This window comes from Chryseobacterium salivictor, from assembly GCF_004359195.1.
Lineage (GTDB): Bacteria > Bacteroidota > Bacteroidia > Flavobacteriales > Weeksellaceae > Kaistella > Kaistella salivictor.
The window spans coordinates 2,577,129-2,601,497 of record NZ_CP037954.1; the positions used below are offsets into that span (position 1 = coordinate 2,577,129).

Here is a 24,369-nt window from a genome sequence, read left to right on the forward strand (position 1 = left end):
TTTAGGAATTTATAAATTTAATAATTTTATCGGCCACCTTATTTCTAATGGTATTTCGGACTGCAAAAGTGATGATTAAAATCAGTAAATAAAACCCGGCCATTATCAGAATTCCGTAGGCGTAATTACCTAACCAGGAACCAATCAGTAAACCCAAACCAATATTAAAGAGAATGATGAAGAACAGAGCCGCAACCGATGCTAAAACAAGATAAGTTAAAGTACCTACCGTGAGCGAAGATTTTTCCGTCATCTCCATTTTAAGCAGATCTATTTTTTTTGAGGCGAATTCTTTTACAATGTCAACCATAATATTTTTTTTAAAGTTACAAAAAAAGGAACTTATCTAAAGTTCCTTTTTATTTTTAGGAATAATCTGATATCTTATTACGATTTCATTCCGTCTAATTCGTTCTCTACATCACCTACAACCTCTTTGGTTTTAGCAACTGCTTCATCTTTGTACTTATCGTAGCCTTCTTTTACGGAAGATACTACTTTGTCAGCAGTTTCTTTCAGTTGAGATGAGATCGTATCATACTGATCTTTCACTTTTCCCGATACGTCTTCATACTGTTCTTTTGCTTTCTCAGAAACCTTACTGTACTGATCAACTGCCTGATCTTTTAAATCATTTGCTTTGCTCTTGATTTTTTTTCTTGTTTCTGCACCTTCTTCCGGAGCATAAAGCATTCCCAGAACAACACCTGCTGCTGCTCCAGCTAATAAACCTGCTAATACACTTGCTGCATTATTTCCTTTTTTTGACATCTTAGTTAATTTTTTTAATAGTTAATAAATCTTACGTTGGATTTCTCCATCTCTTCTAAAGTTACAATTAATATACCAAAGAAATAAAATGTTATCTTAAAATTTTGTTAAAAGTCCTTTAGATAGGATAAAATTAAATCTACGGTCTCATTTTTTGTAAAATCTGAATTATCGATGGTGATCGCATCATCTGCTTTTCTTAATGGGGCAACTTCTCTTTCGCTGTCTGTTTTATCTCTGGAGATTAAATTTTCGCGCACGGTATTTTCATCCGTTTCGATGCCTAAACTTTGCAGCTCCAAAAAACGTCTTTTGGTCCGTTCGTCGACACTGGCTGTGAGAAAGAATTTAAAATCAGCTGTGGGTAAAATAACAGTTCCGATATCGCGGCCGTCCATAATGACGCCACCTTTTTCTGCCATTTCTCTTTGAGCATCGAGCAGAAAATCACGTACTTCTTTTTGACTGGCAATTAAGCTTACATTTTGAGAGATTTCATTGGTCCGGATATCTGTCGAAATATCATTGCCATTAAGGAACATCACCAGTTCACGATCGATTGGTTTAAATTCGAGTTCTATTTCATTTAACCTGTTAAAGAGTTCCGGCAAGTTTATTTCACCATTGGCGTTTAAACAGTTTTTTAAAGCAAAATAAGTAATTCCGCGGTAGAGCGCTCCGGTATCCAAATGCACCAAACCGAGTTTTTGAGCAATGATTTTAGAAATCGAACTTTTGCCGGTAGAAGAGTAGCCGTCGATAGCAATTACAGGTTTTCTCATAAGGCAAATTTCCTGAAAATTTTCCGAGAAAAAAAATAAATCAGTACTGTTCTGTTTGCTGGGCAACAATTAATGGTGTTTTTAGAACCTGTTTAAATTTATTCAATAAAAACTTTATGGCGGATAATTTGACCCTATTTTCAGAGTTTTCCCTGATGAGTTCATTTAATGTGTAGTGGTAATAAATTTTGCAGGTATATCAAGTTATTTTTTAAAACTTAAAATTAAGAAACACCGCGGTCTTTTCTAAATTTCACCGCGGTGATTTATTATTTTCACCGCGGTGATTTTTCCAAAGGTTACTGTGAAAAATAAAGAATATAATAAGTAACTTATTAGTTAAACAACCAAGAAGTTACGAGAAATAATAAATATTAAGAACTGATAGTCAGTTTTTTTATGCTATTTTCCCATATGAATATCCCAATAAACTTTTTCTTCATTTAATCTTTAAACACGCTCTAATGAAAGAAAATCTTTATCTCCTGTTCCCCGAAACTTCGATTAAATCGAGCGTTACTCCAAACATATTCACATTAGAAGCATTGTGATATCTAATATGAGCATAATCGAACCTGAAACTCGAAATCTTTATGCCAAAACCTGCGGACAAGCCGGCAAAACTTCTTTGATCCAACACGGCCAGTTCATTTCCGCGTCTTACGTTATAACCGAACCGGATATTAAAAGCCTGTTCGGGAAAAAGTTCAGCGCCTAAAGAAAAATGATCGGCGACTTTGCGGCTCCAGTTAATTTCCTGACCATTATTATTGAAATCCTGTGAAATGTTGAGTTTTTGCAAATCATGAGCCGTGATGGTAAACGCTAAAGGAAATTCATCTAAAATTCTGGTATATCCTAAATCCACCCGAAAAGCCACATCCTCACGAAGACCATTAAATGATTTGAACTGATAGCCAAAATTCCGGAATACCAAAGCCAAGGTTTCCCGGCTCTGGGTGTTATGATAAGTAATTCCCGCCGTCCCGACAACAGCCATCGAGGTATAACTGTCGATTTTTGAAGTGACAAAATTAGCACCGCCGGCAATAGTAAAGTCTTCATCAAACTGGTACGCGTAGGAAAGTCCCAATGAAGCATCCATCGCGCCAAACTGTCCATTGATTTCTGCACTTTCATCCGTTCTAGGCATTTTGCCGTAATCCATATATCGGGCATTAAACCCAATGAGGTGACCCTCTTCTAGATCTTTTACAAAACTGATGGTTCCATATTGTGAGCCGGCGAGATAAGAAGCATAGTTAATGGAAACCATTTGGTCTTGGTTCAAATTCATCAATCCGGGATTGATTGCGGCGAAACTCACATCAAAATCACGGACCGAAACAGCGTCACCGCCCAAAGCTGCCTGTCTGGCAGAACCAGATATATTCAGAAAAGGATACACATTCGTCCCTTCCTGAGCAGATAATAAGCTAGTAATTAATAAAGCTGAAACAGCGGTAATTTTTCTCAAAATGTGTTATAAAGATGCAAAAATAATTTAATTATGTGCTTTTCAAAAATAATTTCGGTGTAAATATAATTCTATTAACGAAATTATTTGCGTTTCCTTATATTTGCACCGTAAAAAAAGTAATAAAAAAGTAAAAAATGAAATACGAACGAATTCTTCTAAAATTAAGTGGCGAGGCCCTGATGGGAAACCGCCAGTACGGAATCGATAATGACCGACTGAAAGAATATGCCGCTGAAATAAAAAAAGTAGTCGATATCGGTTGTCAGGTGGCAATCGTCATCGGTGGCGGAAATATATTTAGAGGTCTTGCCGGTGCCGCTACAGGAATGGATAGGGTTCAGGGTGATTATATGGGAATGCTGGCCACTGTGATCAACGGTATGGCTCTACAGGGCGCGTTGGAAGATGCAGGAATTTTTACCCGTTTGCAAAGTGCCATTGAAATGGATAAAGTTGCAGAACCGTTTATCAAAAGAAAAGCAGTTCGTCATTTAGAAAAAGGAAGAGTGGTCATTTTCGGAGCCGGAACAGGCAATCCTTATTTCACTACCGATACCGCAGCAACTTTGCGTGCGATCGAAATTGATGCAGATGTGATCTTAAAAGGAACAAGAGTCGATGGGATTTATGATTCTGATCCTGAAAAAAATTCTGATGCGGTAAAATTTCATTCATTAACGTACAGTGAAGTATACGAGAAAGATTTAAAAGTAATGGATATGACCGCTTTCACATTGAGCAGAGAAAATAATTTGCCCATTATTGTTTTTGATATGAATAAAGAAGGAAATCTATTAAAAGTAGTTCAGGGAGAAACTATCGGGACTTTAGTGAATTTATAAAAAAATAATACTATTTTTGAGTGCTTCATTTTAATTAGTAAAACAGAAATTTAAGATATAATGGAAGAATTAGAACTTATTGCAGGCATGGTCAAGCAGGAAATGGATGCGGCCATTAAACATTTGGAACATGCTTTTCAGAAGATTAGAGCCGGCCGTGCTTCTACAACCATGGTGCAAGACGTTATGGTAGAATATTACGGCGCGCCAACTCCCCTGAGCCAGGTTGCCAATGTGATGATTCCTGATGCGATGACGATTTCAATTCAGCCTTGGGACAGAACGGCTATTGGAGCCATCGAAAAAGCGATTATCAATTCAAATCTGGGATTTGCACCATCGAATAACGGAGATAATATCATATTGAATGTTCCGCCATTGACGGAGGAAAGAAGACGTGAATTGTCAAAACAGGCGAAATCCGAAGCGGAAGCTACCAAAATCACCGTAAGAAATGCACGCCAGGATGGAATGAAAGAACTTCGGAAATTAGACGGAGTTTCTGAAGATTTAATTAAAGACGAAGAAGCAAAAATCCAGATTCTTACCGACAAATATATCAAAATGTGCGACGATCACTTCAAAGTGAAAGAAGGCGAGATTATGAAAATCTAATCTTTTTTAAATATAATATTAAAAGCCGTTTCAAGATTTATGAAACGGCTTTTTTGTTTTTTTTAAAACATTGATGAACCGGGATTTCACAAATTTTCAACTATTAAGAAATTAAGATCTTTAAGATTTCAGTCTTAAACATTGAAGAAACCGACCGTAATTTTATGCAGCATTATTTATTAATCCTTTGCGTCTTTGCGTTAAAAAAAATAATGACTGTTACTGAAAAATCAATTATGTTTGTTCGCAAAACTGAAAATACTTCCTAATTTAATTTTGGAATAACCGTTCGATTTTATTTTTGACGCATTAATCATTGCGTGAGCAAGAACATCGGTTGGCAAAGGTTTTTGGCTTTTTAACAGACCGAATTTGTTGATGAATTTAATTACTTTCGCGCCCGCAACTTCACCAAACCGGTCAGAACTTTTCCGCTCCAGCATTCCCGGCTGAAAAATGGTGACTTTGTTGAAATGCAACTTTTTTATCTTTTCTTCCAACTCCCCTTTTAGCTGAGAATAGAACATTTTTGAGGTCGCACTTGCACCGTAGGCAGAAACCAAAATGAAATCTTCCACTTCATTTTCCTTTGCACTTTTAGCGAAGTTATATTGGTAATCCACATCTACTTTTTTCTGAGCTTCCTTACTCCCGGCAGTCTTCAAAGTCGTACCTAGACAGGAAAATGCAACATCGCCTTTTACCAGATCTTTCCATTCCTCAGGTTTTTCAAAATCAACGACGTGCGTTTTTAATTTTGAATCATTGATGGTCAAAGGTTTTCTTACAAATACATCAATTTCTTTAAAATCAGAATCCTGCAGCAACTGATGAACTAAATCTTTTCCTGTCGCGCCGGTAGCGCCGATGATTAATGCTTTCATAATTTTTGATGAGTAATGAATAATAAGTAATGAGCAATTATTAATTTCTCACACAAATTTATTAATTTTATAATGTTAAAACGATTATTATTAGTCATTATTACCTATTGATAATTACTTATTACCCATTACTTATATTATAATATGGATATCACCGAAATTTTAACCTATTGCCAGCTCAAAAAAGGAGTAGAAGAAACATTTCCTTTTAATTCTGAAACTTTGGTGCTGAAAGTGGCTGGGAAAATGTTTGCTTTAATTCCTCTGGAAAAACAACCGCTCAGTATTTCTTTAAAAGCCGATCCGGAATGGAGCGCAGAACTTCGCGAAAAACATCCGCAAATTACCGGGGCTTATCACATGAATAAAACCCATTGGAATTCGGTGGTTTGTGACGGTTTAAAAAAGGATTTGATTTTTGAATTAATCGATCATTCATATGATTTAATTTTAAATTCTTTAACAAAGAAAATGAGGGAAGCGTTTATTAATAAACAATCGAATTGATTTTTGTAAAAAAAACAATACATTTGTTGTTTTAAAATAATTTATGAAATTAGTGAGTTTTTTATTGATATTATCATTATTATTCGGTTGCGATAGAGAAAAAAGTATTCAAGAAGTTACAAAAACTGATCTTTTAACGTCTTCTGAATGGAAGAAAGATTATTATGTAGATTCGTATTATTATAATAATATTTTGGAAAATCAGATAAAAGACGAAACAAATAAGGGTGTTGAAGCAATTAAATTTAATGTTGATTTAACTGTAAATTATTTGAATCCTGCTTTAATAGATAAAGTTAACGGTAATTGGAATTTTGATAATAATGAAACTATTGTGAAAACTAATTTGACTAAATTTGGATTCATTTTTTTTGCTTCACAAAAAATAAACGTATTAGATGAAAATTCCCTCATGTTTGAATTAGAGCATCGGGCAATTGTATCTTTTAATCCAAACGGAACCGAAAAAATATCGATTCTGGTTAGAAAATTATATTTCACACATTAGGATTGATAAAAAAATATTAGCTTCTCATATATATTATAAATCAAATTTGAGAATTCGTGGCAAAATTAAAACTGAAAATCTGCTGTCAATCGCTTATCTTCATCTAATCTTTCAACCAGTTCCTCCAAATTTTTAAATTTGATTTCGTCATGCAGAAATTCCCGAAAGTTGACAGAGATGTTCTGGCCGTAAATATCTTCATTAAAATCTAAAATATATACTTCCACAGAAAGTGAATTTCCATTAACGGTAGGATTGGTTCCGATACTCAACATTCCTTTATAATGACGGTTTTTTACAAACACATCGACAATATACGCTCCTTTTTTTGGTAAAAGTTTAAGCACGTCAACTTCAATATTTGCGGTTGGATAACCAATTGTTCTACCGATTTTTTTACCGTGAACAACGGTTCCCGACAGCGAATAATGATAACCGAGCATTTCATTGGCAGCAATAATATTGCCTTTTGATAAAGCATTTCTAATTTGGGTGGAACTTATATTGAAATCTTTATAATTTACGGCTTCTACCTGTTCCACTTCAAAACCGAATTCCGGTCCCAATTTTTTTAACAAAGAAAAATCGCCACTTCTGTTCTTTCCAAAAGTATGATCGTAGCCGATAATCAAATGTTTCACCCGAAGTTTATCAACGAGAATCTGTTTCACGAATTCTTCGCCGGTTAAATTTCTGAACTCGTCATCAAATTCTTTTAAAAACAAATGTTGTAATCCGTTTTTCTCCAGCAGATATTTTTTTTCATCAATGGTGTTCAACAATTTCAAATCATCATTTGGGCTAAAAACAGTTCTTGGATGCGGCCAAAAAGTAAGAATGGCAGATTCCAGGTTTTTCTTTTCAGAAATGGCATTAAGTTTCTTTATAATACTCTGATGTCCCAAGTGAACACCATCAAACATCCCAATAGAAAGTGCCAAAGGATTTTGGGAAACCGAACCGGTGAAATTTTCTGTAATTATCAACTGAAATTCTTGAATATAGTGAAATAATTGCCCTAAAAATGGGCTTATAATAAGTTTGTGCAAATATGACAAAAATCTTCTTTTAAACCAATTGCAAATGTGCGAATATTCATTATATTTGCACTCAAGAAAAAAATAAGCAATGGCAAACCAACTTAAAGGAAAAATTTCTCAAATTATCGGTCCAGTAATCGACGTAATTTTTACAGATGCGGCAGAACTTCCAAGCATCTATGATGCATTGGAAATTACAAAAACAGACGGTAACAAAGTGATACTTGAAGTAGAACAACATATTGGTGAAGATTCTGTAAGATGTATCGCAATGGATGCAACAGACGGACTTCAAAGAGGTCAGGAAGTAATTTCACAAGGAAAACAAATCACCATGCCAACAGGTGAAGCGGTATATGGCAGATTATTTAATGTAGTTGGAGATGCAATCGACGGTATCGCACAGGTTTCTAAAGAAAACGGATTGCCGATTCACAGAGATGCACCAAAATTTGACCAGCTTACCACTTCAGCAGAAGTGCTTTTTACAGGAATTAAAGTAATCGATTTGGTAGAGCCTTATTCTAAAGGAGGAAAAATCGGTTTGTTCGGTGGAGCAGGTGTTGGTAAAACAGTATTGATCCAGGAATTAATTAACAATATTGCGAAAGGTCACGGTGGACTTTCGGTTTTTGCCGGTGTAGGTGAAAGAACCAGAGAAGGAAACGACCTTTTGAGAGAGATGCTGGAATCCGGCATTATCAAATACGGTGATGAATTCATGCACTCTATGGAAAATGGAGGATGGGATTTATCAAAAATCGATCTGGAAGCGATGAAAGATTCGAAAGCTACTTTTGTTTTCGGTCAGATGAATGAGCCACCTGGAGCAAGAGCGAGAGTTGCTTTATCCGGGCTGACCATCGCTGAAAGTTTTAGAGATGGAGACGGAACAGGACAAGGTAGAGATATCTTATTCTTCGTTGATAATATTTTCCGTTTTACACAGGCAGGTTCTGAGGTATCAGCGCTTTTGGGAAGAATGCCGTCTGCAGTAGGTTACCAACCAACTTTGGCTTCTGAAATGGGGGCGATGCAGGAGCGTATTACTTCTACTAAAAACGGTTCAATTACTTCAGTACAGGCAATCTACGTTCCTGCGGATGATTTAACTGACCCGGCGCCGGCAACAACATTTGCCCACTTGGATGCAACTACCGTATTGGATAGAAAGATTGCTTCATTAGGTATTTATCCGGCTGTAGATCCATTGGCTTCTACTTCCAGAATTTTAACTTCTGAAATCTTAGGAAACGAACATTACGACTGTGCTCAAAGAGTAAAAGAAATTCTTCAAAAATACAAAGCATTACAGGATATCATCGCGATTCTTGGAATGGAAGAACTTTCAGAAGAAGATAAATTATCAGTATACCGTGCCAGAAAAGTACAGAGATTCTTATCTCAGCCTTTCCACGTGGCAGAACAGTTTACCGGTCTGAAAGGAGTATTGGTAGACATCAAAGATACCATCAAAGGATTTAACATGATCATCGACGGTGAGTTAGATCATTTACCTGAAGCTGCTTTTAACCTTAAAGGGACGATTGAAGAAGCAATCGAAGCAGGTGAAAAAATGTTAGCGGAAAACGCATAATTAGAAAATAGAATAAAGAAAAAAGAGTAAAGATTTCTCTTTTTTCTTTTCTCTTTACTCTTTAAGTCTAAAAGATATGAATATAAAAATTTTAACTCCGGAATTCGTGATTTTTGAAGGTGAAGTGAAATCGGTTTTGCTTCCCGGAAAAAGTGGAGAATTCCATATCATGAAAGATCACGCCGCTATTGTTACTTCCTTAAATTCAGGGAAAATCAAAGTGTTCACGAATGAAATCAAGGAGGAATACAGTCATCATTTCATCAGAGAAAATGAAAAAGAAAGTGTATTTTCTTTTACGATGAAAAGTGGAGTGGTAGAATTCAGCAATAATAAAGGAATTATTCTGGCTGAATAAAAATCCTTTTTAAATAAATAAAATCCCGTCTTTGAAAAAAAGACGGGATTTTTATTATCATTTCAACTAATTAATATTTCAGATTTTGTAACAAGAATGACAATGTATTTCCGGTTAAATTTTAATTTGTGAATTTTTGACAAATTTTTCCAGATCAGTTAATTTCCTATTTTTTCTTGTCGGTGAGCTACAATTATTAAAGCAACCATAATGATGATTGAAACGAAAGAAGCATTTAAAGTTCCTAAATCTAACCCGCCCTTAGCGAGAGGTTTGGTTAAAAAATCACCAAAGGTGGCACCAAACGGCCGGCTAAAAACAAAGGCGATCCAAAATAAAAGGATGTGGTTAATTTTGGTGTAAGAATGCAGAACAACCACCACGAGAATAACGGCAAAAGTAATCAACGCGCCCACAAGATAACTGAATCCTAACCCATCATTTAAATAGTCACCGAAAGCGGTTCCTAAACTGTTAGAAAATAGTACTGCAACCCAAAAAAAGATTTCCTTTTCTTTTTCGAATATAGGATAGACTTCAAGATTCCGGTATTTTTTATACCAAAAATAAAGAGTGAGCATTAAAAAAGTGACCAGAACCAAACTTCCGACAGCATAACCTAAATGCAAACTGCGGTCGATAAAATCTGAAATTTCTGTACCTAAAGTCGTTGTGCCAATAATCACCAGCCAGAAAAAAGCAGGAATAAATTTTTTCGATGAAAGTTGTAAGTAGAGGGTAAATAAAAAGAAAACGAGTGTGATTGCAATTCCGAAAAGATATCCTAAATCGAGCGTCTGAGCAATAAAATCTCCTAAAGTTTCGCCAAGTGTTGTGGCCACAATTTTCATCAACCAAAAAAGCAAGGTGATTTTTGCTATTTTATTAAAGAAAAGATCTTCAGCGAAATTCATATTCGTTCATTTAAATTTGAATACTTGAACTTTGATCAAGTATTTCTTTAGTAAAAATAATCTTTTTTAATGTTGAGTCGGTTTAAATTTCAAATAAATATTTTGAACAGTATATAAAATTATAAACTCAGAATAACTCCGTTTTCCTTTAATTGTTGAATTGGTTTTGAAAACCAGAATAATTCGAAATCTTCAAAGGATTCTTCAAACTGAGTCTTGAGTTGTTGAAGCGTTATTTTTTTAGGATTTTCTGTAGAATTTTCGGTAAATATTTTCATCAGCCAGTCTGCTTTTTCTTTTTCCAGTTCTATTTTTACAATATTGGTTTTAAGATGAAAAATCAGTCGCGAATATTCAAAAGAACCTGCTTTCGTTCTTTTTACAAAGTTCTCGACATTCGCATTTTTATCCAGAAAAATTAACTTTGAATTTCCTTTAAAAATAAAACTATCTTCTTCTAAAAGACAATCATGAATATAATCGGGATGAATGGTTGTTTTGGGAATTTTAAAATCGAACCAGTCTTTTAACGGTAGATCAAAATTAATTCCGTGCATAAAATTGAACAGCGATTTCTTTAATCCAAAACTGAATTTGCTGTGGTCAATTCCTGTTTCATCGGTAAAATCGATATCGTTGTGGGCAAAAAGTATTTCCTTGTTTAAAGGTTTTACACCAAACTCTTCTGGGCGGTTTCCGATAGGCGAGTGCGCAGTCATGGCAAACTGATGCCAGAAACCACTTTGTACAATCCCCATTTCAAAAAGCTGACGCACCATTTCTAAAGAATCCACCGTTTCCTGAACCGTTTGCGTCGGAAATCCGTACATTAAATAGGAGTGAACCATAATGCCGGCTTCGGTGAAATTTCGCGTTACTTTTGCGACCTGATCCACAGAAACTCCTTTGTCAATTAATTTTAATAATCGATCACTTGCTACTTCCAATCCGCCGGAAACTGCTACCAAACCTGAAGTTTTTAATAAGAAACATAAATCTTTACTGAAGCTTTTTTCAAACCGGATATTCGTCCACCAAGTCACCACGAGATTCCGGCGTAAGATTTCTAAAGCAACTTCTCTCATTAAAGCTGGAGGCGCGGCTTCGTCCACAAAATGAAAACCTGATTCACCCGTTTGGGCAATCAATTCTTCCATTCTATCTACCAAAATTTTAGCGGAAATGGGTTCGTAAATTTTAATATAATCTAAAGAAATATCGCAAAAAGTACATTTCCCCCAATAGCAACCGTGCGCCATGGTGAGTTTATTCCACCGGCCGTCGCTCCATAAACTGTGCATCGGATTGGCAATTTCTATAACGGAAATATACTGGTCTAAAAGTAAATCGGTATAATCCGGCGTTCCTATAAGAGCCTGTTTATAATCTGATCTCGCCGTATTGTTTTTATATTTTACTTCCTGATTTTCTAAGATAAAAGTTCTTTTGAATTCCCCTTCAAAAATTTCTTTGTTTAAAATTACATTTTCGAAAACCAATTCAATCGGCAATTCGCCATCATCTAAAGTGATATAATCGAAAAATTCAAAGACGCGCGGATCTTTCAATTCTCTTAATTCGGTGTTCGGAAAACCGCCGCCCATAGCCGTTTTCAGTCCGGGATAATTTTCTTTAATGAATTTTACAGACCTGAACGCGGCGTATAAATTCCCGGGAAAGGGAACTGAAAAACAGACCAGTTTTGGCTGAACGAAATCTATTTTCTCCTTTAATAATTTTAAGGTAAATTCATCGGTAAAAGTTGGAGGAGCATTTAACTTTAAATAAAGTTCATCAAAGGAATTGGCGCTTTGCCCAATACGTTCGGCATATCTGCTGAAACCGAAATCTGCATCGATATTTTCAACGATATAATCTGAAATATCTTCCAGATATAAAGTCGCCAGATGTTTTGCTTTATCCTGCAAACCCATATTTCCGAAAGCAAATTCCATGTCGTCCAACTGATTGAAACGGGACGCTTCGGGCAGAAAATTCATACTGCAGATTTGTCTCGCTAAGGTAGGATTATGATTCTGCAGAAAAAGAACGACCTGATCGATAGTCTTCATATATTCTTCGCGTAAAGCAAAAATCCGTTTTGAATTTTCAGAGGTGTTGACCAGATCGATATTTTCCCCGAATATTTTTTGAATTCCTCTTTTTGAAAACAGTTCTAAGATCACTTCGATTCCCAGATCAATCTGATAACTTGAAATATTTTTAGTATTCAAAAACCCTTTAATATAAGCGGTCGCCGGATAAGGAGTATTGAGTTGGGTAAAAGGTGGAGTGATGAGGAGCAGATCTTTCAAGCGTTTTCTTTTTGCAAATTTATTTTAAATCTTTGGAATTACGGCCATTGATTTTATTTTGAAAAAACCGCCAGATCATTCTAACGGTTTTTTAGTTCATTAATTTTTAATATCAATTACAAATCAAAATCTCCGGCAGATTCTGGCTGATAAATTACTTCATCAATAACAATTTTGGTCATTCCGGACGGAATCAGCCAGTCGATTTCGTCACCAACACGGTAGCCGATCAATGCCGAAGCAACCGACGAAAAGATGGAGATTTTACGTTCCTTAATATTGGCATCAGCGGGATAAACCAGTTGAAATTCCATGGTCGTTTTATTATTCTGAAAGTGAATTTTCACAATAGAATTCATCGTTACAACATCGGGTTCAATTTTGTCCTGTTCTACAATTTTTGCAGATTTCAGTTCTGCGAGTAGTTTCTCGGCTTCTTCTTTTTTGATGCTGTTCTTCGCTTTAGCGTCAGTAATCGATCTGTGGATTTTATTAAAATCCTGCTTGGTAATTATAACTTGACTCATGTTTTTAATGGGTATATCATAAAAAACCGCCTGAATTTTTCAAACGGTCTATATAAAAATATATTTTGAAAAATTTTATGATTCTTTAAATTGAAGTTGTTTTTCCTCCAACAGTTTTTGCTCCTGCTCTTTGTAAAAGCCCGAAACTAATTTCTCATGAATCGCTTCAAATGCCGCCAGTGTTTCATTAATTTCTGAATCGGTGTGGGAAGCGGTTGGAATTAATCTTAATAAAATCATTCCTTTTGGAATCACCGGATAAATTACGACAGAAGTGAAAATCCCGAAATTCTCGCGTAAATCTCTGGAAAGTAGGGTAGCTTCTACCGTTGAACCTTCCATCATCACTGGAGTTACACAGGTATTAGATCCTCCCAGATTGAATCCTCTTTCCAGTAAACCATTTTGTAATTTACGAACGTTTTCCCAAAGCTTTGCTTTGATTTCCGGTCTTGAGCGTAATAAGTCCAATCTTTTCAAACCTCCGATAACCATTGGCATTGTTAAAGATTTTGCAAAAACCTGTGACCGCAAATTATATTTTAGAATTCTGATGATATCTTTATCTGCTGCGATAAATGCTCCGAAACCTGCCATTGATTTAGCAAAAGTAGAGAAGTACACATCGATCTGATCTTGGCAACCTTGCTCTTCACCGGCACCGGCACCTGTTTTTCCTAAAGTTCCAAATCCGTGCGCATCATCAACCAATAACCGGAAATCGAATTTTGATTTTAAATCACAGATTTCTTTGATTTTTCCCTGCATTCCGCGCATTCCGAAAACACCTTCAGTAATCACTAAAATTCCACCGCCTTGCTCCTGTGCCACTTTAGTTGCTCTGATAAGATTTTTTTCTAAACTCGCAATATCATTATGCTTATAAGTAAAGCTTTTACCCATGTGAAGACGTACTCCATCAACGATACAAGCATGTGAATCTGCATCATATACGATAACATCATGTCTTCCGACTAAAGCATCAATGGTAGAAACCATTCCCTGATAACCGAAATTTAATAAATAGGCAGATTCCTTTTCTACGAATTCTGCTAATTCTCTTTCTAATTGTTGATGTTGATCTGTTTCACCAGACATTGCTCTCGCTCCCATCGGATAAAACATTCCGTATTCAGCGGCAGCTTTCGCATCAGCTTCTAAAACTTCTGGATGGTTACAAAGACCTAAGTAATCATTAGCGCTCCAAAAAATGACTTCTCTTCCTTGAAATTTCATTCTTGGGCCGATCGGACCTTCTAGTTTTGGGAAAACAAAATAACCCTCGGCGTAATCTGCAAATTGTCCTAAGGGACCTGGGTTTTCTCTAAGGCGATCAAAAATATCTTTCATTATTATTTTATTGTTTTTAAATACTCAAAGTTAATTAAATTAAACTAAAAAAACCTTTTGCTTACTACAAAAAGGTTTATTCGCTATTTTTGGTTTTTTATTATTTTATCAGTTCTGTTTTGTAAACTTCGTCATAATTATGGACTCCATTATTAACGAATCCCTGTTCTGCCATCCATTCGTCGCTGTAGACTTTAGTGATATATCTGGAACCGTGATCGGGGAATATGACCACCACTAAATCATCTTTTGTGAATTCATGAGAATTTGCATACTGCAAAAGTCCCTGTGTCACTGCGCCTGTAGTATAACCGCCCATAATCGCTTCCTTCAAAGCAATCTCGCGGGTTCTGTAAGCCGCCATTTCATCATTTACGCGAACGAATTCATCGATCTTGTCAAATAATAAAGCAGATGGGATCAGGTTTTTCCCCATTCCCTCTATCTGGTAAGGATGAATATCTTCTTTATGAATTTCGCCGGTTTCATGATAACTTTTCAGAATAGATCCCGATGCATCAACGCCAATCACTTTAATGGCAGGATTTTTTTCCTTTAAAAATTTTGCAGAACCTGATAAAGTTCCTCCAGTTCCTGTACAGGCAATCAGGTGAGTAATTTTACCTTCTGTCTGTTCCCAAATTTCGGGACCAGTTGTCCGGTAATGTGCGTCAATATTTAACTCGTTAAAGTACTGATTGATATATATAGAATCGGGCGTTTCAGAAGCTACTCTTTTCGCAACTTCGTAATAAGATCTGGGATCATCTGCCGCTACATTTGCGGGGCAAATATAAACCGTCGCACCCAAAGCTTTCAGATAGGCGATTTTTTCTTTTTTTGTTTTATCACTTACGGCAAGAATACAATGATAGCCTTTGATAATACAAACCATGGCAATTGAGAAACCGGTATTTCCGGAAGTTGTTTCTACCACGGTTGAACCGGGTTTTAACAAGCCTTTTCTCTCAGCAGCTTCAATGATATGAATTGCAATTCTGTCCTTTGTAGAATGGCCGGGATTAAAAGATTCTAATTTAGCATATACTGTGGCGGGAATCTCTTTTGTAACTTCATTTAGTTTCACCAAAGGAGTATTCCCAATTAAGCCCAGAATGTTATCGTGAACATTAGTCATTATTTAGTCATTTTAGTCTATTAAAACCGTGTGCAAAAATACTAAAAAATTAATAAGTCAACAATTAAAACCCATGTTTGTATTTCAATGTATGAGAAATATCACTTTAATAATCTATAATTCTGCGATCTGCAATTTTTCAAAAATCAAGCCAATTGCTTAAATTTTGTTAAAATCAATGGATAATAAGTTAAAAACCTTATTTTCGCAATATTGAAAATTTAATATGAAAAATTGGTCTTTTAAACAGTGGAATACGCTATTAGGATGGGTAGTATTCGGCATTGCATTTTTTACTTATTTATCAACCATCGAACCGAATTTCAGTTTCTGGGACTGTGGCGAGTATATTTCTTCAGCGGTAAAGCTGGAAGTAACCCACGCTCCCGGAGCAGCACTTTTCCAATTGGTTGGGGCCGTTTTTGCAGTATTTGCTTTTGGTAACGGTGAACATTATTCGGTTGTTATCAATGCAATGTCTGCTTTATTCAGCGCATTTACAATACTGTTCCTCTTTTGGACCATTACGCATCTTGTTCGAAGATTGCTACACAAAGATTTTAATGATATTACAAAACATCAGGAAATATCCATTCTGTTTGCCGGAGTGATCGGCGCTCTGTGTTTTACCTTTTCAGATACGTTCTGGTTTTCTGCTGTAGAAGGAGAAGTTTATTCGATGGCATCAATGTTTATCGCACTTTTGTTATGGTTAATAACGAAATGGGAAAATGAGTATTTAGAGACTGATAATGAACGTTGGATTATTTTAATATTCTTTGTAACCGGTTTATCAGTAGGAGTTCACATGATGTGTATGCTTGTGATTCCAGCGGTTTGCTTTATTTACTATGCCCGGAATTATGAATTTAGCTGGAAAAGTTTCCTTTGGGCTAATGTAATAACGCTGTTTATTCTGGCAACGGTATTTAAAGGAATCTTCCCTTTAATCATGACTTTGTTCGGTAAGTTAGAGATTTTCGCAGTAAATGGAATCGGTCTTCCCTTCCACTCAGGAACCATTGTTGCCTTTATTATTTTAATATCAATTTTCGTTTTCGCTCTTAAATACGCCCGAAAAGCAAAGAAAAGCCTTTATCAGACCATCGTTCTTTCTGTAATTTATATGATGATCGGTTTTTCATGTTGGATGGTTATTCCAATCAGAGCCAATGCAAATCCACCAATGAATCTTAATGATCCTGACACCGCAATCGGCATGCTTGATTATTATAACCGGGAGCAATATGGTGACTGGCCAACTTCTTACGGTCAAAATTATACGGCTTATTTGGATGCGAACGGAATTCAGAAAAATGAAGATGGAAGCTTTAAAACGAAAAAAACGGGAGATGCCTACGAAAAGGATGAAAAAACCGGAACGTACCGAAAGGTAGGAGAGCGTTTTAATTATGTATTCAGTCCGGATCAGGTGAGTTTTTTACCACGGATGTTCAATGAAGATAAAACGGTGATGGAAAACTATATCTCCATGTATGGGGCGCCCGATTTCACCTTTAATTATGGCAATGAAGATGTGGCAGACAATCCGGAAGCGCACAAAATTTTTGATGATTTAAGAAAAAAGTACGAAGATGGAAGTATCAAAGCTGCAGATTATTTACAGGTAAAACCTTATAATTTAATCAATGTGCAAAGGCCTTCTTTAGGACAGAATTTAAATTATTTCTTCACCTTCCAAAACGGATATTATTTTGTAAGATATCTCATGTGGAACTTCGTCGGAAGACAAAATGACCTCGAAGGAAATATGGAAAATAACCGTGGAAACTGGATTTCCGGGATTCCATTCATCGATAATGCCATGTATGGTGACCAAAGCCAGATGCCTGCAAAATTCAAAAATGAAAGTACTGTTGGATTCTTCTTCTTACCGCTTATTTTGGGATTAATTGGTTTCTTTTTCCAACTGAACCGTGATTTCGGCAGATTCTATGCGATCCTGTCCTTATTTATTATTACCAGCGTCGGAATTATTTTCTATACCGGTGTGAAACCTTTTGAAGTTCGCGAAAGAGATTATGCGATGGTGGGTTCTTTCTATGCTTTTGCAATTTGGATCGGACTGGGAGCTGGAGCCCTACTTTGGTATTTGCAGGAAAAAGTAAAATCTAATACTTTAAATATCGGTGCCGGCGTTATTTTAATGGGAATTCCTCTGATGATGGGCTTCCAGAATTACAATGTACACGACAGAAGTCAGCGGTATTCCGCTTATGACTACGCCTATTCGACTTTAAAATCGTTACCGAAAAATGATATTCTCTTTGTTTATGGAGATAATGACACTTATCCGATTTGGGGAATGCAGGAAACTTCCGGACTTCGGGATGATGTGAAAGTAGTGAATTTCACTTTGCTTTCAACGCCCTGGAATATCGATCAGGTGAAGAGAAGAACCTACAATTCAATGCCGGTTCCTTCAGTATTTACGCATGAAGATTACCGGGACGGCACGAATGATCAGATCTTTTTGATGAACAAAAAAGACTGGGAAAATATCTTTGCCAATATGAAAGAGCAAGGTGCACCGGATGACGTTTTCCCTGAGTTCAGAAAATATCTGACCCAAGATTCGATGTCTTTAAAAGAAGCCGTCAACTTTATTAAAATGAAATCTGACGATAAAGATCAAATTTTAAAAATGATTTTCGGTGAAGCTAAATTTGAGAAATTTAATTTCTTGCCGGTTTCAAAATTCATTTTACCCGTAAACAAAGCAAATGCTTTAAAAGCCGGAACGATAGAGCAGAAAGATTTAGGGCAAGCGGTTGATCAGATTACCATCGATTACAAGAAAACCAGCATGTTCAAAAACAATTTGCTGTTGATGGATATCTTAGCAAACTTCGACTGGAAACGTCCGATTAATTTCTCTTCAGGCGGAATTTACGATCCGGAAAATCTTTTCTTTTTAGGGGATTACTTACAGTACGACGGATTCAGTTACCGGTTGGTGCCAATTAAAACAATGGAACGGGAAGACGGCGAAATGGGCAGAGTAGATGCCAACTCTCTTTACAACATTGTTAAAAATTACAAATGGGGTAATTTCAAGAATTTGAAAGTTCATTTTGATGAAACCTGTACCCAGAATATTGTGAGTTATAGAAGTTCCGCCAGCCGTGCAGCAGAAGCGTTGGCACTTTCCGGACAAAAAGCAAAAGCAGTAGAGATATTGGATTTGGCGTCCAGAGAAATTCCGGTGGCGAAATACAATGATCCGCGTTCATTAAGTTCGATGGTTTACGGATATATCGTTGCCGGACAGGAACAAAAAGGATTGGCTTTAGCTGAAGAGCTGAAAAAAGGAATCTTTACAGAATATGATTATTACACCAATTTGTCAGATAAAGAACAGCGTTTTGTCAGCCGGCAGATGAGAACCAAGCCGATGGAATATTCCCTGGTCGTCGGAGCAGTTTCAGACGCTTATACTAAAATCGGTCAAAAAGAAAAAGGGTATGATTATTTGGTAAAATCAATTGAACCTATTGATAAAAAATTCAATAATTTTGTTAAAGATCTGCAGATTATGGGTAAAGAAAAAGCCTATAATGAATCGGAAAAAGTACAGAAAATCACTCCATTTTATACGTATTTGTTTGATCTGATGAAACCGTACGATTCCACTTATGCCAAAGAAAAAGAAGCGCAAATTACCGCTGCTGTTATGAAAGCGACCCAGTAAACGGAATCTCAACCCTAAATTATTGTCAAAATGAACGCATTAGAATATATCAAAAAAGTTCCGAAAGCAGAATTACATCTTCACATTGAAGGCAGTTTCGAACCGGAATTAATGTTTGAAATCGCGCAGAGAAATAAGATCGAAATTCCGTATTCAAGTATCGGAGAATTAAAGAAAGCTTACCAATTTGGGAACTTACAGGATTTCCTGGATATTTATTATGCCGGAGCAAATGTTCTCATCCACGAACAGGATTTTTATGATTTGACGATGGCTTATTTTAAACATTGCGCCGAAGAAAATATCGTGCATACCGAAATCATGTTCGATCCGCAAACCCATACCAAAAGAGGCGTGGCATTTTCCACCGTTATTAATGGAATCCAGCGCGCCAGAGAAGATGCAGAAAGACAATACGGGATTTCTTCTTTATTAATAATGAGTTATCTGCGCCATTTATCCGAAGAAGATGCCTTCGAAACACTTCAGCAATCGCTTCCGTTCAGACACCTCATAAAATCCGTCGGTCTGGATTCTTCAGAAAAAGGAAATCCACCTTCCAAATTCCGGAAAGTTTTTGAAGCTTCAGTGAAAGAAGGTTATATTCCTGTTGCGCATGCAGGTGAAGAAGGTCCGGCAGAATACATTTGCGAAGCATTGGATTTATTAAAAGTCGCCAGAATCGATCACGGAAACAATTGTCTGACAGACCCAAAATTGGTGGAAAGGCTCGTTGAAGAGAAAATGGCTTTAACGGTTTGTCCGCTGTCGAATACCGCACTTAGAAATGTAGATGACATCAAAAATCATCCGTTAAAAAAGATGTTGGATTTAGGTTTACAGGTAACCGTAAATTCTGACGATCCCGCATATTTCGGCGGATATCTTACGCAAAATTACATCAGCTGTATCGAGGCGCTCGATTTATCGTTGGAACAGGTGAAACAGTTGGTCCGCAATTCCTTTCAATATTCCTTTTTGCCGGAGGAAATGAAAGAAAAATTCCTCGCGCAACTTTAAAATTAATCAATTGAGATATTGCGCTTTTCTCCGAGGAGTGAATGTTAACGGAACTTCCATGAAAATGGCAGAAGTCTGCAAAATATTTTCTGAGGTCGGAATGAAAGAAGTATCTTCCGTTTTAGCCACGGGAAATATTTTGTTTTCATCCGCCATCAACCGGTCTGAATTAAAAATAATTTTAGAAAAAGCGCTGTCAGACTATTTCCATTATGAAGCTTTTCTTTTCCTTAAAACCGAAAATGAAGTCGCTGAAATTTTTGCTGAGAATCCATTTGCAAAATCAGATGATTCCCACATTTATATTTTTATCGGAATAGAAGGTATTGAAGATTTGCTTTTACAAGAGTTCAATGATTCTATAAAATCCGAGAACGAAAAAGGAGCAATTGTCGATCAAACTTTTTACTGGCAAATTTCGAAAGGATATACTTTAGATTCCAACTTCGGAAAAATTTTAGGCAAAAAATCCATGAAAGAAAAAATGACTTCCAGGAATTTGAATACGATTGAAAAAATAGTAAAGAAGTTCCAGTATAATTAAAATTTATTTTTTGCATCAGTGTCATTTGTGTTTAAAGTGTTTTAACTTTCCAAACATAAAAATCATTTGCTCAAAAAAATCCGTATTTTTGTTATCTTTAATTCAACTTTAATTTTAACCAGAAATCAATGATTCAATACTTAGATAACATCCATCACAAAAATTCTAAAAACTTTTTCCTGATTGCAGGTCCCTGCATTATTGAAGGTGAAGAAATGGCTTTGAATATCGCTGAGAAAATTGTGGAAATGACCAATAAATATGAGATTCCATATATTTTCAAAGGAAGTTTCAAAAAAGCAAACCGAAGCAGAGTAGATTCTTTCACCACAATCGGTGAAGAAAAATCTTTGGAAATCCTCAGAAAAGTAGGAGAGACTTTCAATATTCCAACCACGACCGATATTCATGAAAATGACCATGCAGCTTTGGCAGCCCAATATGTTGATGTTTTGCAAATCCCAGCCTTTTTAGTTCGTCAGACCGACTTATTAATCGCCGCCGCAAAAACAGGAAAATGTGTTAGTCTGAAAAAAGGACAGTTCCTTTCTCCAGAATCCATGCAGTTTGCGGTACAGAAAGTAAACGATTCGGGGAATCCAAAAACAGCAATTATTGAAAGAGGAAATTCTTTTGGCTATACCGATTTAGTCGTTGATTTCAGAGGAATTCCAACGATGAGAAATTACGCTCCCGTGATTTTAGATGTCACCCATTCATTACAACAACCGAATCAAAGTTCCGGCGTCACCGGCGGAAGACCCGAGTTAATTGAAACCATTGCAAAAGCAGGAATCGCAGTTGGCGCAGACGGACTTTTCATTGAAACACATCCCGATCCAAGTGTTGCACTTTCTGACGGCGCAAATATGCTACGTCTCGATAAACTCGAGGAATTACTACAGAAATTAACACGCGTCCGGGAAGCCATTCTGTAATTTTTTGTTATCTTTAAAATCTAAATGTTTTACCTTGAAAAAAATTCTATTCCTATTACTGGTAATGCCGGTTTGCGCTTATTCGCAAATAAACATTAAAGTTCTGGACGAAAATGGCAAACCAGTTTCTGAAGCCTATATTTCTTATAACAATCAGAATTTTACGACCGATAATAATGGTTTTGTAAAAATTCCCATTGCAGATTCTGAGCAGTCTTTATCCGTTCAAAAAGCAAGTTTCAGAGGTTTTAATAAAAATATTAAAATCAATCCGAAAGTTCAAAACGTCAATGTTTTGTTTGTAAAAACCGAGCGGGAAACCGAAATTCAGGAAGTGGTATTTCAGAAAAAAGGGAAACCAAAAATCACGGATTTAACTTCGATAGAAATTTCTTCAAAGGAAGCACAGCAAGTGGCTTCACTTTCCGGCGGTGTAGAAGGACTTTTGAAAACTTTACCTTCCGTAAATTCAAACACCGAACTTTCGTCACAATATATGGTAAGAGGTGGAAATTACGATGAAAACCTGATTTACATTAATGATATTGAAATTTACCGCCCGTTTTTAATCCGAAATTCTTTGCAGGAGGGACTCAGTATTATTAATCCGGATATGGTTCAGGCCATTAACTTTTCTGCCGGTGGATTCGAGGCAAAATACGGAGATAAAATGTCTTCTGCTTTAAATATTTATTACCGTCAACCCACGAAATTTGAACTTTCCGGTGAAGCGAGTTTAATTGGAGGAAGACTTACGACCGGTTTTGCATCAAAGGATAAAAAATTGTCTGCCATGATTTCAGGAAGGTATAGAAATACCAATTTGGTTTTGAATACTTTGAATGAAGACACCGATTTCAATCCACAGTACATGGATTTCCAGACGTATATCAATTATAAATTAAATGATAAATGGGGATTTTCCTTCATCGGTTACTGGAGTAAAAATGATTACGAAATGATTCCCAAAGTAAAGGAAGTTGATTTCGGAACTTTGCAGATGCCTTTGAAGCTGAGCGTTTTCTACAATGGTAAAGAAGACGATAAGTACAAGAACATGATGGGAACGGCTTCCATTAATTTTAAACCCAATAAAAAATGGGCTTTTACCTTAGATAATTTCGCCTACCAAAACCGGGAGAGAGAATATTATTCGATTGCTTCTGCTTATATGTTGCAGACTTTTGATCCTGTTTCTGGTGCGCCGGTTGCTTCTTACGATGTCGGTGGTCAAATCGATCATGCCCGAAATGATTTATTGGTGAAAACATACGGTGCGCAATTGAAAGCGAAATTTTCACCGGACGTTAATACTGATTTTGAAGTCGGTTTGAAATTCGAAAAAGAAAATTTAAGAGACTTTACCAATGAATGGCAGTTGGTTGATTCATTGGGTTACAGCACGCCAAGAAATTATGCAGATCCCGGAACTTTGGATCCGTCTCAACTTCGTTTGCGGTACAGCATTTCCGGTGCGAATCATATTGAACCAACGCGACTTTCCGGTTATGCGCAATATTCCAGAAAATTCTACTGGGGTGAAAACCGCATTTTCGTGAACGCCGGAATTCGTGCTTCTCACTGGGATTTTAATGATGAAACGATTATTTCTCCACGTGGACAAATTGCCATTAAACCAAACTGGGATATGGATATGCTGTTCACCGTTTCCGGAGGAGTTTATTACCAGGCGCCTTTCTATAAAGAGATTAAAGATGTTGATGGTAACTTTAATCCAAATATAAAGTCACAACGTTCGATGCAGGTGATTTTAAAAAACGATTACGAATTTAACATGTCTGAACGCCCGTTTAAATTAACGACCGAATTGTATTATAAGAAAATGGATCATCTGATTCCTTATTATTTAGACAATGTCAGAATCAGATATTCCGGCTTAAATAATTCAGAAGGTTATGCTTACGGTATTGATACCAGATTATTCGGTGAATTTGTTCCGGGTATTGATTCCTGGGTTTCTGCGAGTTATTCCAGAGTTTACGAAAATATTGATGGCAGAGGTTATATTCCAAGACCAACGGATCCCCGTTTCAGATTCTCGATGTTTTACCAGGATTATATGCCGAAGTTCCCGTCGATGAGAGTCAACTTAACTTTGGTTTACGCCAACGGACTTCCATCCGGAACACCTATTTCTCTGGATCAAAACGGAAAACCGGATTTCGAAGCACCTTACAAATACCAAAGAACTTTGCCTTCTTACAAAAGAGTGGATATTGGTTTATCTAAAGTTTTCATCGACCAAAAAGATAATAAAGTAAATGGCGGTTTCTGGGGCAATTTCAAAGAATTGACGTTGGGTGTTCAGATTTTCAATGCCTTCAACATCAGCAATACCGTTGCAAACCAATGGGTAAATGATGTGAACTCCGGTTACAATTATCCGGTTCCCGTACGTTTGACAGGAAGATTTTTTAATGTAAAGCTGGAGTTTAAACTTTAAAAATGTCAAACTAAAGCCACTTGTAATGAAGAAGTATTCGTATTGAACAAATTAATTTGCAAC

General features: G+C 36.4%; 22 protein-coding genes. 11 read left to right on the forward strand and 11 right to left on the reverse strand.

Annotated elements, in window-relative coordinates:
* Position 1: 1 nt before the first annotated feature.
* From NBC122_RS11720 to porQ, 4 genes are all read right to left on the reverse strand, one after another.
* Positions 2-310 carry a phage holin family protein gene (locus NBC122_RS11720; RefSeq protein ID WP_133440550.1) on the reverse strand — a complete coding sequence of 103 codons (309 nt, stop codon included), beginning with the start codon at positions 308-310 and terminating at the stop codon, positions 2-4.
* A 77-nt stretch (positions 311-387) separates the two neighbouring features.
* The gene (locus tag NBC122_RS11725; RefSeq protein ID WP_133440551.1) at positions 388-771 is read right to left on the reverse strand and encodes a YtxH domain-containing protein; all 384 of its coding nucleotides are present in this window, start codon (positions 769-771) and stop codon (positions 388-390) included.
* Between the two features lie 107 nt (positions 772-878).
* Entirely contained in the window at positions 879-1,553 is a 675-nt protein-coding gene (gene cmk / locus NBC122_RS11730) for a (d)CMP kinase (RefSeq protein WP_133440552.1), read from the reverse strand.
* Between the two features lie 478 nt (positions 1,554-2,031).
* A complete protein-coding gene (gene porQ, locus NBC122_RS11735) occupies positions 2,032-3,030 on the reverse strand; it encodes a type IX secretion system protein PorQ (RefSeq protein WP_133440553.1) in 999 nt (332 codons plus the stop codon).
* Between the two features lie 137 nt (positions 3,031-3,167).
* Here porQ and pyrH point away from each other — a divergent pair, with 137 nt between their 5' ends.
* Together pyrH and frr are read left to right on the forward strand one after the other, a co-directional pair.
* On the forward strand, positions 3,168-3,875 hold the full coding sequence (pyrH, locus tag NBC122_RS11740) for a UMP kinase (RefSeq protein ID WP_133440554.1): 708 nt from the start codon (positions 3,168-3,170) through the stop codon (positions 3,873-3,875).
* A gap of 60 nt (positions 3,876-3,935) precedes the next feature.
* Entirely contained in the window at positions 3,936-4,490 is a 555-nt protein-coding gene (gene frr, locus NBC122_RS11745; RefSeq protein ID WP_133440555.1) for a ribosome recycling factor, read from the forward strand.
* 230 nt (positions 4,491-4,720) lie between these two features.
* On the opposite strand, the gene NBC122_RS11750 is transcribed toward frr, so the two are convergent.
* Positions 4,721-5,374, reverse strand: coding sequence for an NAD(P)H-binding protein (locus tag NBC122_RS11750; RefSeq protein ID WP_133440556.1), 654 nt, complete (start codon positions 5,372-5,374; stop codon positions 4,721-4,723).
* A gap of 144 nt (positions 5,375-5,518) precedes the next feature.
* On the opposite strand from NBC122_RS11750, the gene NBC122_RS11755 reads away from it, so the two are divergent.
* Both NBC122_RS11755 and NBC122_RS11760 read left to right on the forward strand, forming a co-directional pair.
* Positions 5,519-5,881 carry an MmcQ/YjbR family DNA-binding protein gene (locus NBC122_RS11755; protein ID WP_133440557.1) on the forward strand — a complete coding sequence of 121 codons (363 nt, stop codon included), beginning with the start codon at positions 5,519-5,521 and terminating at the stop codon, positions 5,879-5,881.
* A gap of 43 nt (positions 5,882-5,924) precedes the next feature.
* Positions 5,925-6,389 carry a hypothetical protein gene (locus tag NBC122_RS11760; RefSeq protein ID WP_133440558.1) on the forward strand — a complete coding sequence of 155 codons (465 nt, stop codon included), beginning with the start codon at positions 5,925-5,927 and terminating at the stop codon, positions 6,387-6,389.
* A gap of 65 nt (positions 6,390-6,454) precedes the next feature.
* On the opposite strand, the gene NBC122_RS11765 is transcribed toward NBC122_RS11760, so the two are convergent.
* Entirely contained in the window at positions 6,455-7,375 is a 921-nt protein-coding gene (locus tag NBC122_RS11765) for a bifunctional riboflavin kinase/FAD synthetase (protein ID WP_133440559.1), read from the reverse strand.
* 142 nt (positions 7,376-7,517) lie between these two features.
* On the opposite strand from NBC122_RS11765, the gene atpD reads away from it, so the two are divergent.
* Together atpD and NBC122_RS11775 are read left to right on the forward strand one after the other, a co-directional pair.
* Positions 7,518-9,026: a F0F1 ATP synthase subunit beta gene (atpD, locus tag NBC122_RS11770; RefSeq protein WP_133440560.1), complete on the forward strand. Its 1,509-nt coding sequence runs from the start codon at positions 7,518-7,520 to the stop codon at positions 9,024-9,026.
* Positions 9,027-9,102: 76 nt separating this feature from the next.
* Entirely contained in the window at positions 9,103-9,384 is a 282-nt protein-coding gene (locus tag NBC122_RS11775; RefSeq protein WP_133440561.1) for a FoF1 ATP synthase subunit delta/epsilon, read from the forward strand.
* Between the two features lie 158 nt (positions 9,385-9,542).
* Here NBC122_RS11775 and NBC122_RS11780 read toward each other — a convergent pair whose 3' ends face one another.
* The 5 genes from NBC122_RS11780 to NBC122_RS11800 all read right to left on the reverse strand — a co-directional run bounded on the left by NBC122_RS11780 (position 9,543) and on the right by NBC122_RS11800 (position 15,628).
* Positions 9,543-10,298, reverse strand: a complete 756-nt coding sequence (locus NBC122_RS11780) for a COG4705 family protein (RefSeq protein ID WP_133440562.1) — start codon at positions 10,296-10,298, stop codon at positions 9,543-9,545.
* A gap of 119 nt (positions 10,299-10,417) precedes the next feature.
* Complete coding sequence (locus NBC122_RS11785; protein ID WP_133440563.1) at positions 10,418-12,613, reverse strand: B12-binding domain-containing radical SAM protein; 2,196 nt, start codon at positions 12,611-12,613, stop codon at positions 10,418-10,420.
* A 116-nt stretch (positions 12,614-12,729) separates the two neighbouring features.
* On the reverse strand, positions 12,730-13,140 hold the full coding sequence (gene rnk / locus NBC122_RS11790; RefSeq protein ID WP_133440564.1) for a nucleoside diphosphate kinase regulator: 411 nt from the start codon (positions 13,138-13,140) through the stop codon (positions 12,730-12,732).
* Between the two features lie 75 nt (positions 13,141-13,215).
* Positions 13,216-14,490, reverse strand: a complete 1,275-nt coding sequence (locus tag NBC122_RS11795) for an aminotransferase class I/II-fold pyridoxal phosphate-dependent enzyme (RefSeq protein WP_133440565.1) — start codon at positions 14,488-14,490, stop codon at positions 13,216-13,218.
* A gap of 100 nt (positions 14,491-14,590) precedes the next feature.
* Entirely contained in the window at positions 14,591-15,628 is a 1,038-nt protein-coding gene (locus NBC122_RS11800) for a PLP-dependent cysteine synthase family protein (protein ID WP_133440566.1), read from the reverse strand.
* Positions 15,629-15,854: 226 nt separating this feature from the next.
* Here NBC122_RS11800 and NBC122_RS11805 point away from each other — a divergent pair, with 226 nt between their 5' ends.
* The 5 genes from NBC122_RS11805 (at position 15,855) to NBC122_RS11825 (ending at position 24,306) form a co-directional block, all read left to right on the forward strand.
* The gene (locus NBC122_RS11805) at positions 15,855-19,340 is read left to right on the forward strand and encodes a glycosyltransferase family 117 protein (RefSeq protein WP_133440567.1); all 3,486 of its coding nucleotides are present in this window, start codon (positions 15,855-15,857) and stop codon (positions 19,338-19,340) included.
* A 30-nt stretch (positions 19,341-19,370) separates the two neighbouring features.
* Positions 19,371-20,360 (forward strand): adenosine deaminase, encoded by a 990-nt coding sequence (locus tag NBC122_RS11810; RefSeq protein WP_133440568.1) that lies wholly within the window; start codon positions 19,371-19,373, stop codon positions 20,358-20,360.
* Between the two features lie 10 nt (positions 20,361-20,370).
* On the forward strand, positions 20,371-20,904 hold the full coding sequence (locus NBC122_RS11815; RefSeq protein ID WP_133440569.1) for a DUF1697 domain-containing protein: 534 nt from the start codon (positions 20,371-20,373) through the stop codon (positions 20,902-20,904).
* Between the two features lie 128 nt (positions 20,905-21,032).
* Complete coding sequence (kdsA, locus tag NBC122_RS11820) at positions 21,033-21,842, forward strand: 3-deoxy-8-phosphooctulonate synthase (protein WP_133440570.1); 810 nt, start codon at positions 21,033-21,035, stop codon at positions 21,840-21,842.
* A 34-nt stretch (positions 21,843-21,876) separates the two neighbouring features.
* Complete coding sequence (locus NBC122_RS11825) at positions 21,877-24,306, forward strand: TonB-dependent receptor plug domain-containing protein (RefSeq protein ID WP_246012357.1); 2,430 nt, start codon at positions 21,877-21,879, stop codon at positions 24,304-24,306.
* Positions 24,307-24,369: the final 63 nt, after the last annotated feature.

Coding starts and splice junctions, on each gene's coding strand:
- NBC122_RS11720 (WP_133440550.1), bottom strand. CDS start 310: ATGGTTGACATTGTAAAAGAATTCGCCTCAAAAAAAATAGATCTGCTT.
- NBC122_RS11725 (WP_133440551.1), bottom strand. CDS start 771: ATGTCAAAAAAAGGAAATAATGCAGCAAGTGTATTAGCAGGTTTATTA.
- cmk (WP_133440552.1), bottom strand. CDS start 1,553: ATGAGAAAACCTGTAATTGCTATCGACGGCTACTCTTCTACCGGCAAA.
- pyrH (WP_133440554.1), top strand. CDS start 3,168: ATGAAATACGAACGAATTCTTCTAAAATTAAGTGGCGAGGCCCTGATG.
- frr (WP_133440555.1), top strand. CDS start 3,936: ATGGAAGAATTAGAACTTATTGCAGGCATGGTCAAGCAGGAAATGGAT.
- NBC122_RS11750 (WP_133440556.1), bottom strand. CDS start 5,374: ATGAAAGCATTAATCATCGGCGCTACCGGCGCGACAGGAAAAGATTTA.
- NBC122_RS11755 (WP_133440557.1), top strand. CDS start 5,519: ATGGATATCACCGAAATTTTAACCTATTGCCAGCTCAAAAAAGGAGTA.
- NBC122_RS11760 (WP_133440558.1), top strand. CDS start 5,925: ATGAAATTAGTGAGTTTTTTATTGATATTATCATTATTATTCGGTTGC.
- atpD (WP_133440560.1), top strand. CDS start 7,518: ATGGCAAACCAACTTAAAGGAAAAATTTCTCAAATTATCGGTCCAGTA.
- NBC122_RS11775 (WP_133440561.1), top strand. CDS start 9,103: ATGAATATAAAAATTTTAACTCCGGAATTCGTGATTTTTGAAGGTGAA.
- NBC122_RS11780 (WP_133440562.1), bottom strand. CDS start 10,298: ATGAATTTCGCTGAAGATCTTTTCTTTAATAAAATAGCAAAAATCACC.
- rnk (WP_133440564.1), bottom strand. CDS start 13,140: ATGAGTCAAGTTATAATTACCAAGCAGGATTTTAATAAAATCCACAGA.
- NBC122_RS11795 (WP_133440565.1), bottom strand. CDS start 14,490: ATGAAAGATATTTTTGATCGCCTTAGAGAAAACCCAGGTCCCTTAGGA.
- NBC122_RS11800 (WP_133440566.1), bottom strand. CDS start 15,628: ATGACTAATGTTCACGATAACATTCTGGGCTTAATTGGGAATACTCCT.
- NBC122_RS11805 (WP_133440567.1), top strand. CDS start 15,855: ATGAAAAATTGGTCTTTTAAACAGTGGAATACGCTATTAGGATGGGTA.
- NBC122_RS11810 (WP_133440568.1), top strand. CDS start 19,371: ATGAACGCATTAGAATATATCAAAAAAGTTCCGAAAGCAGAATTACAT.
- kdsA (WP_133440570.1), top strand. CDS start 21,033: ATGATTCAATACTTAGATAACATCCATCACAAAAATTCTAAAAACTTT.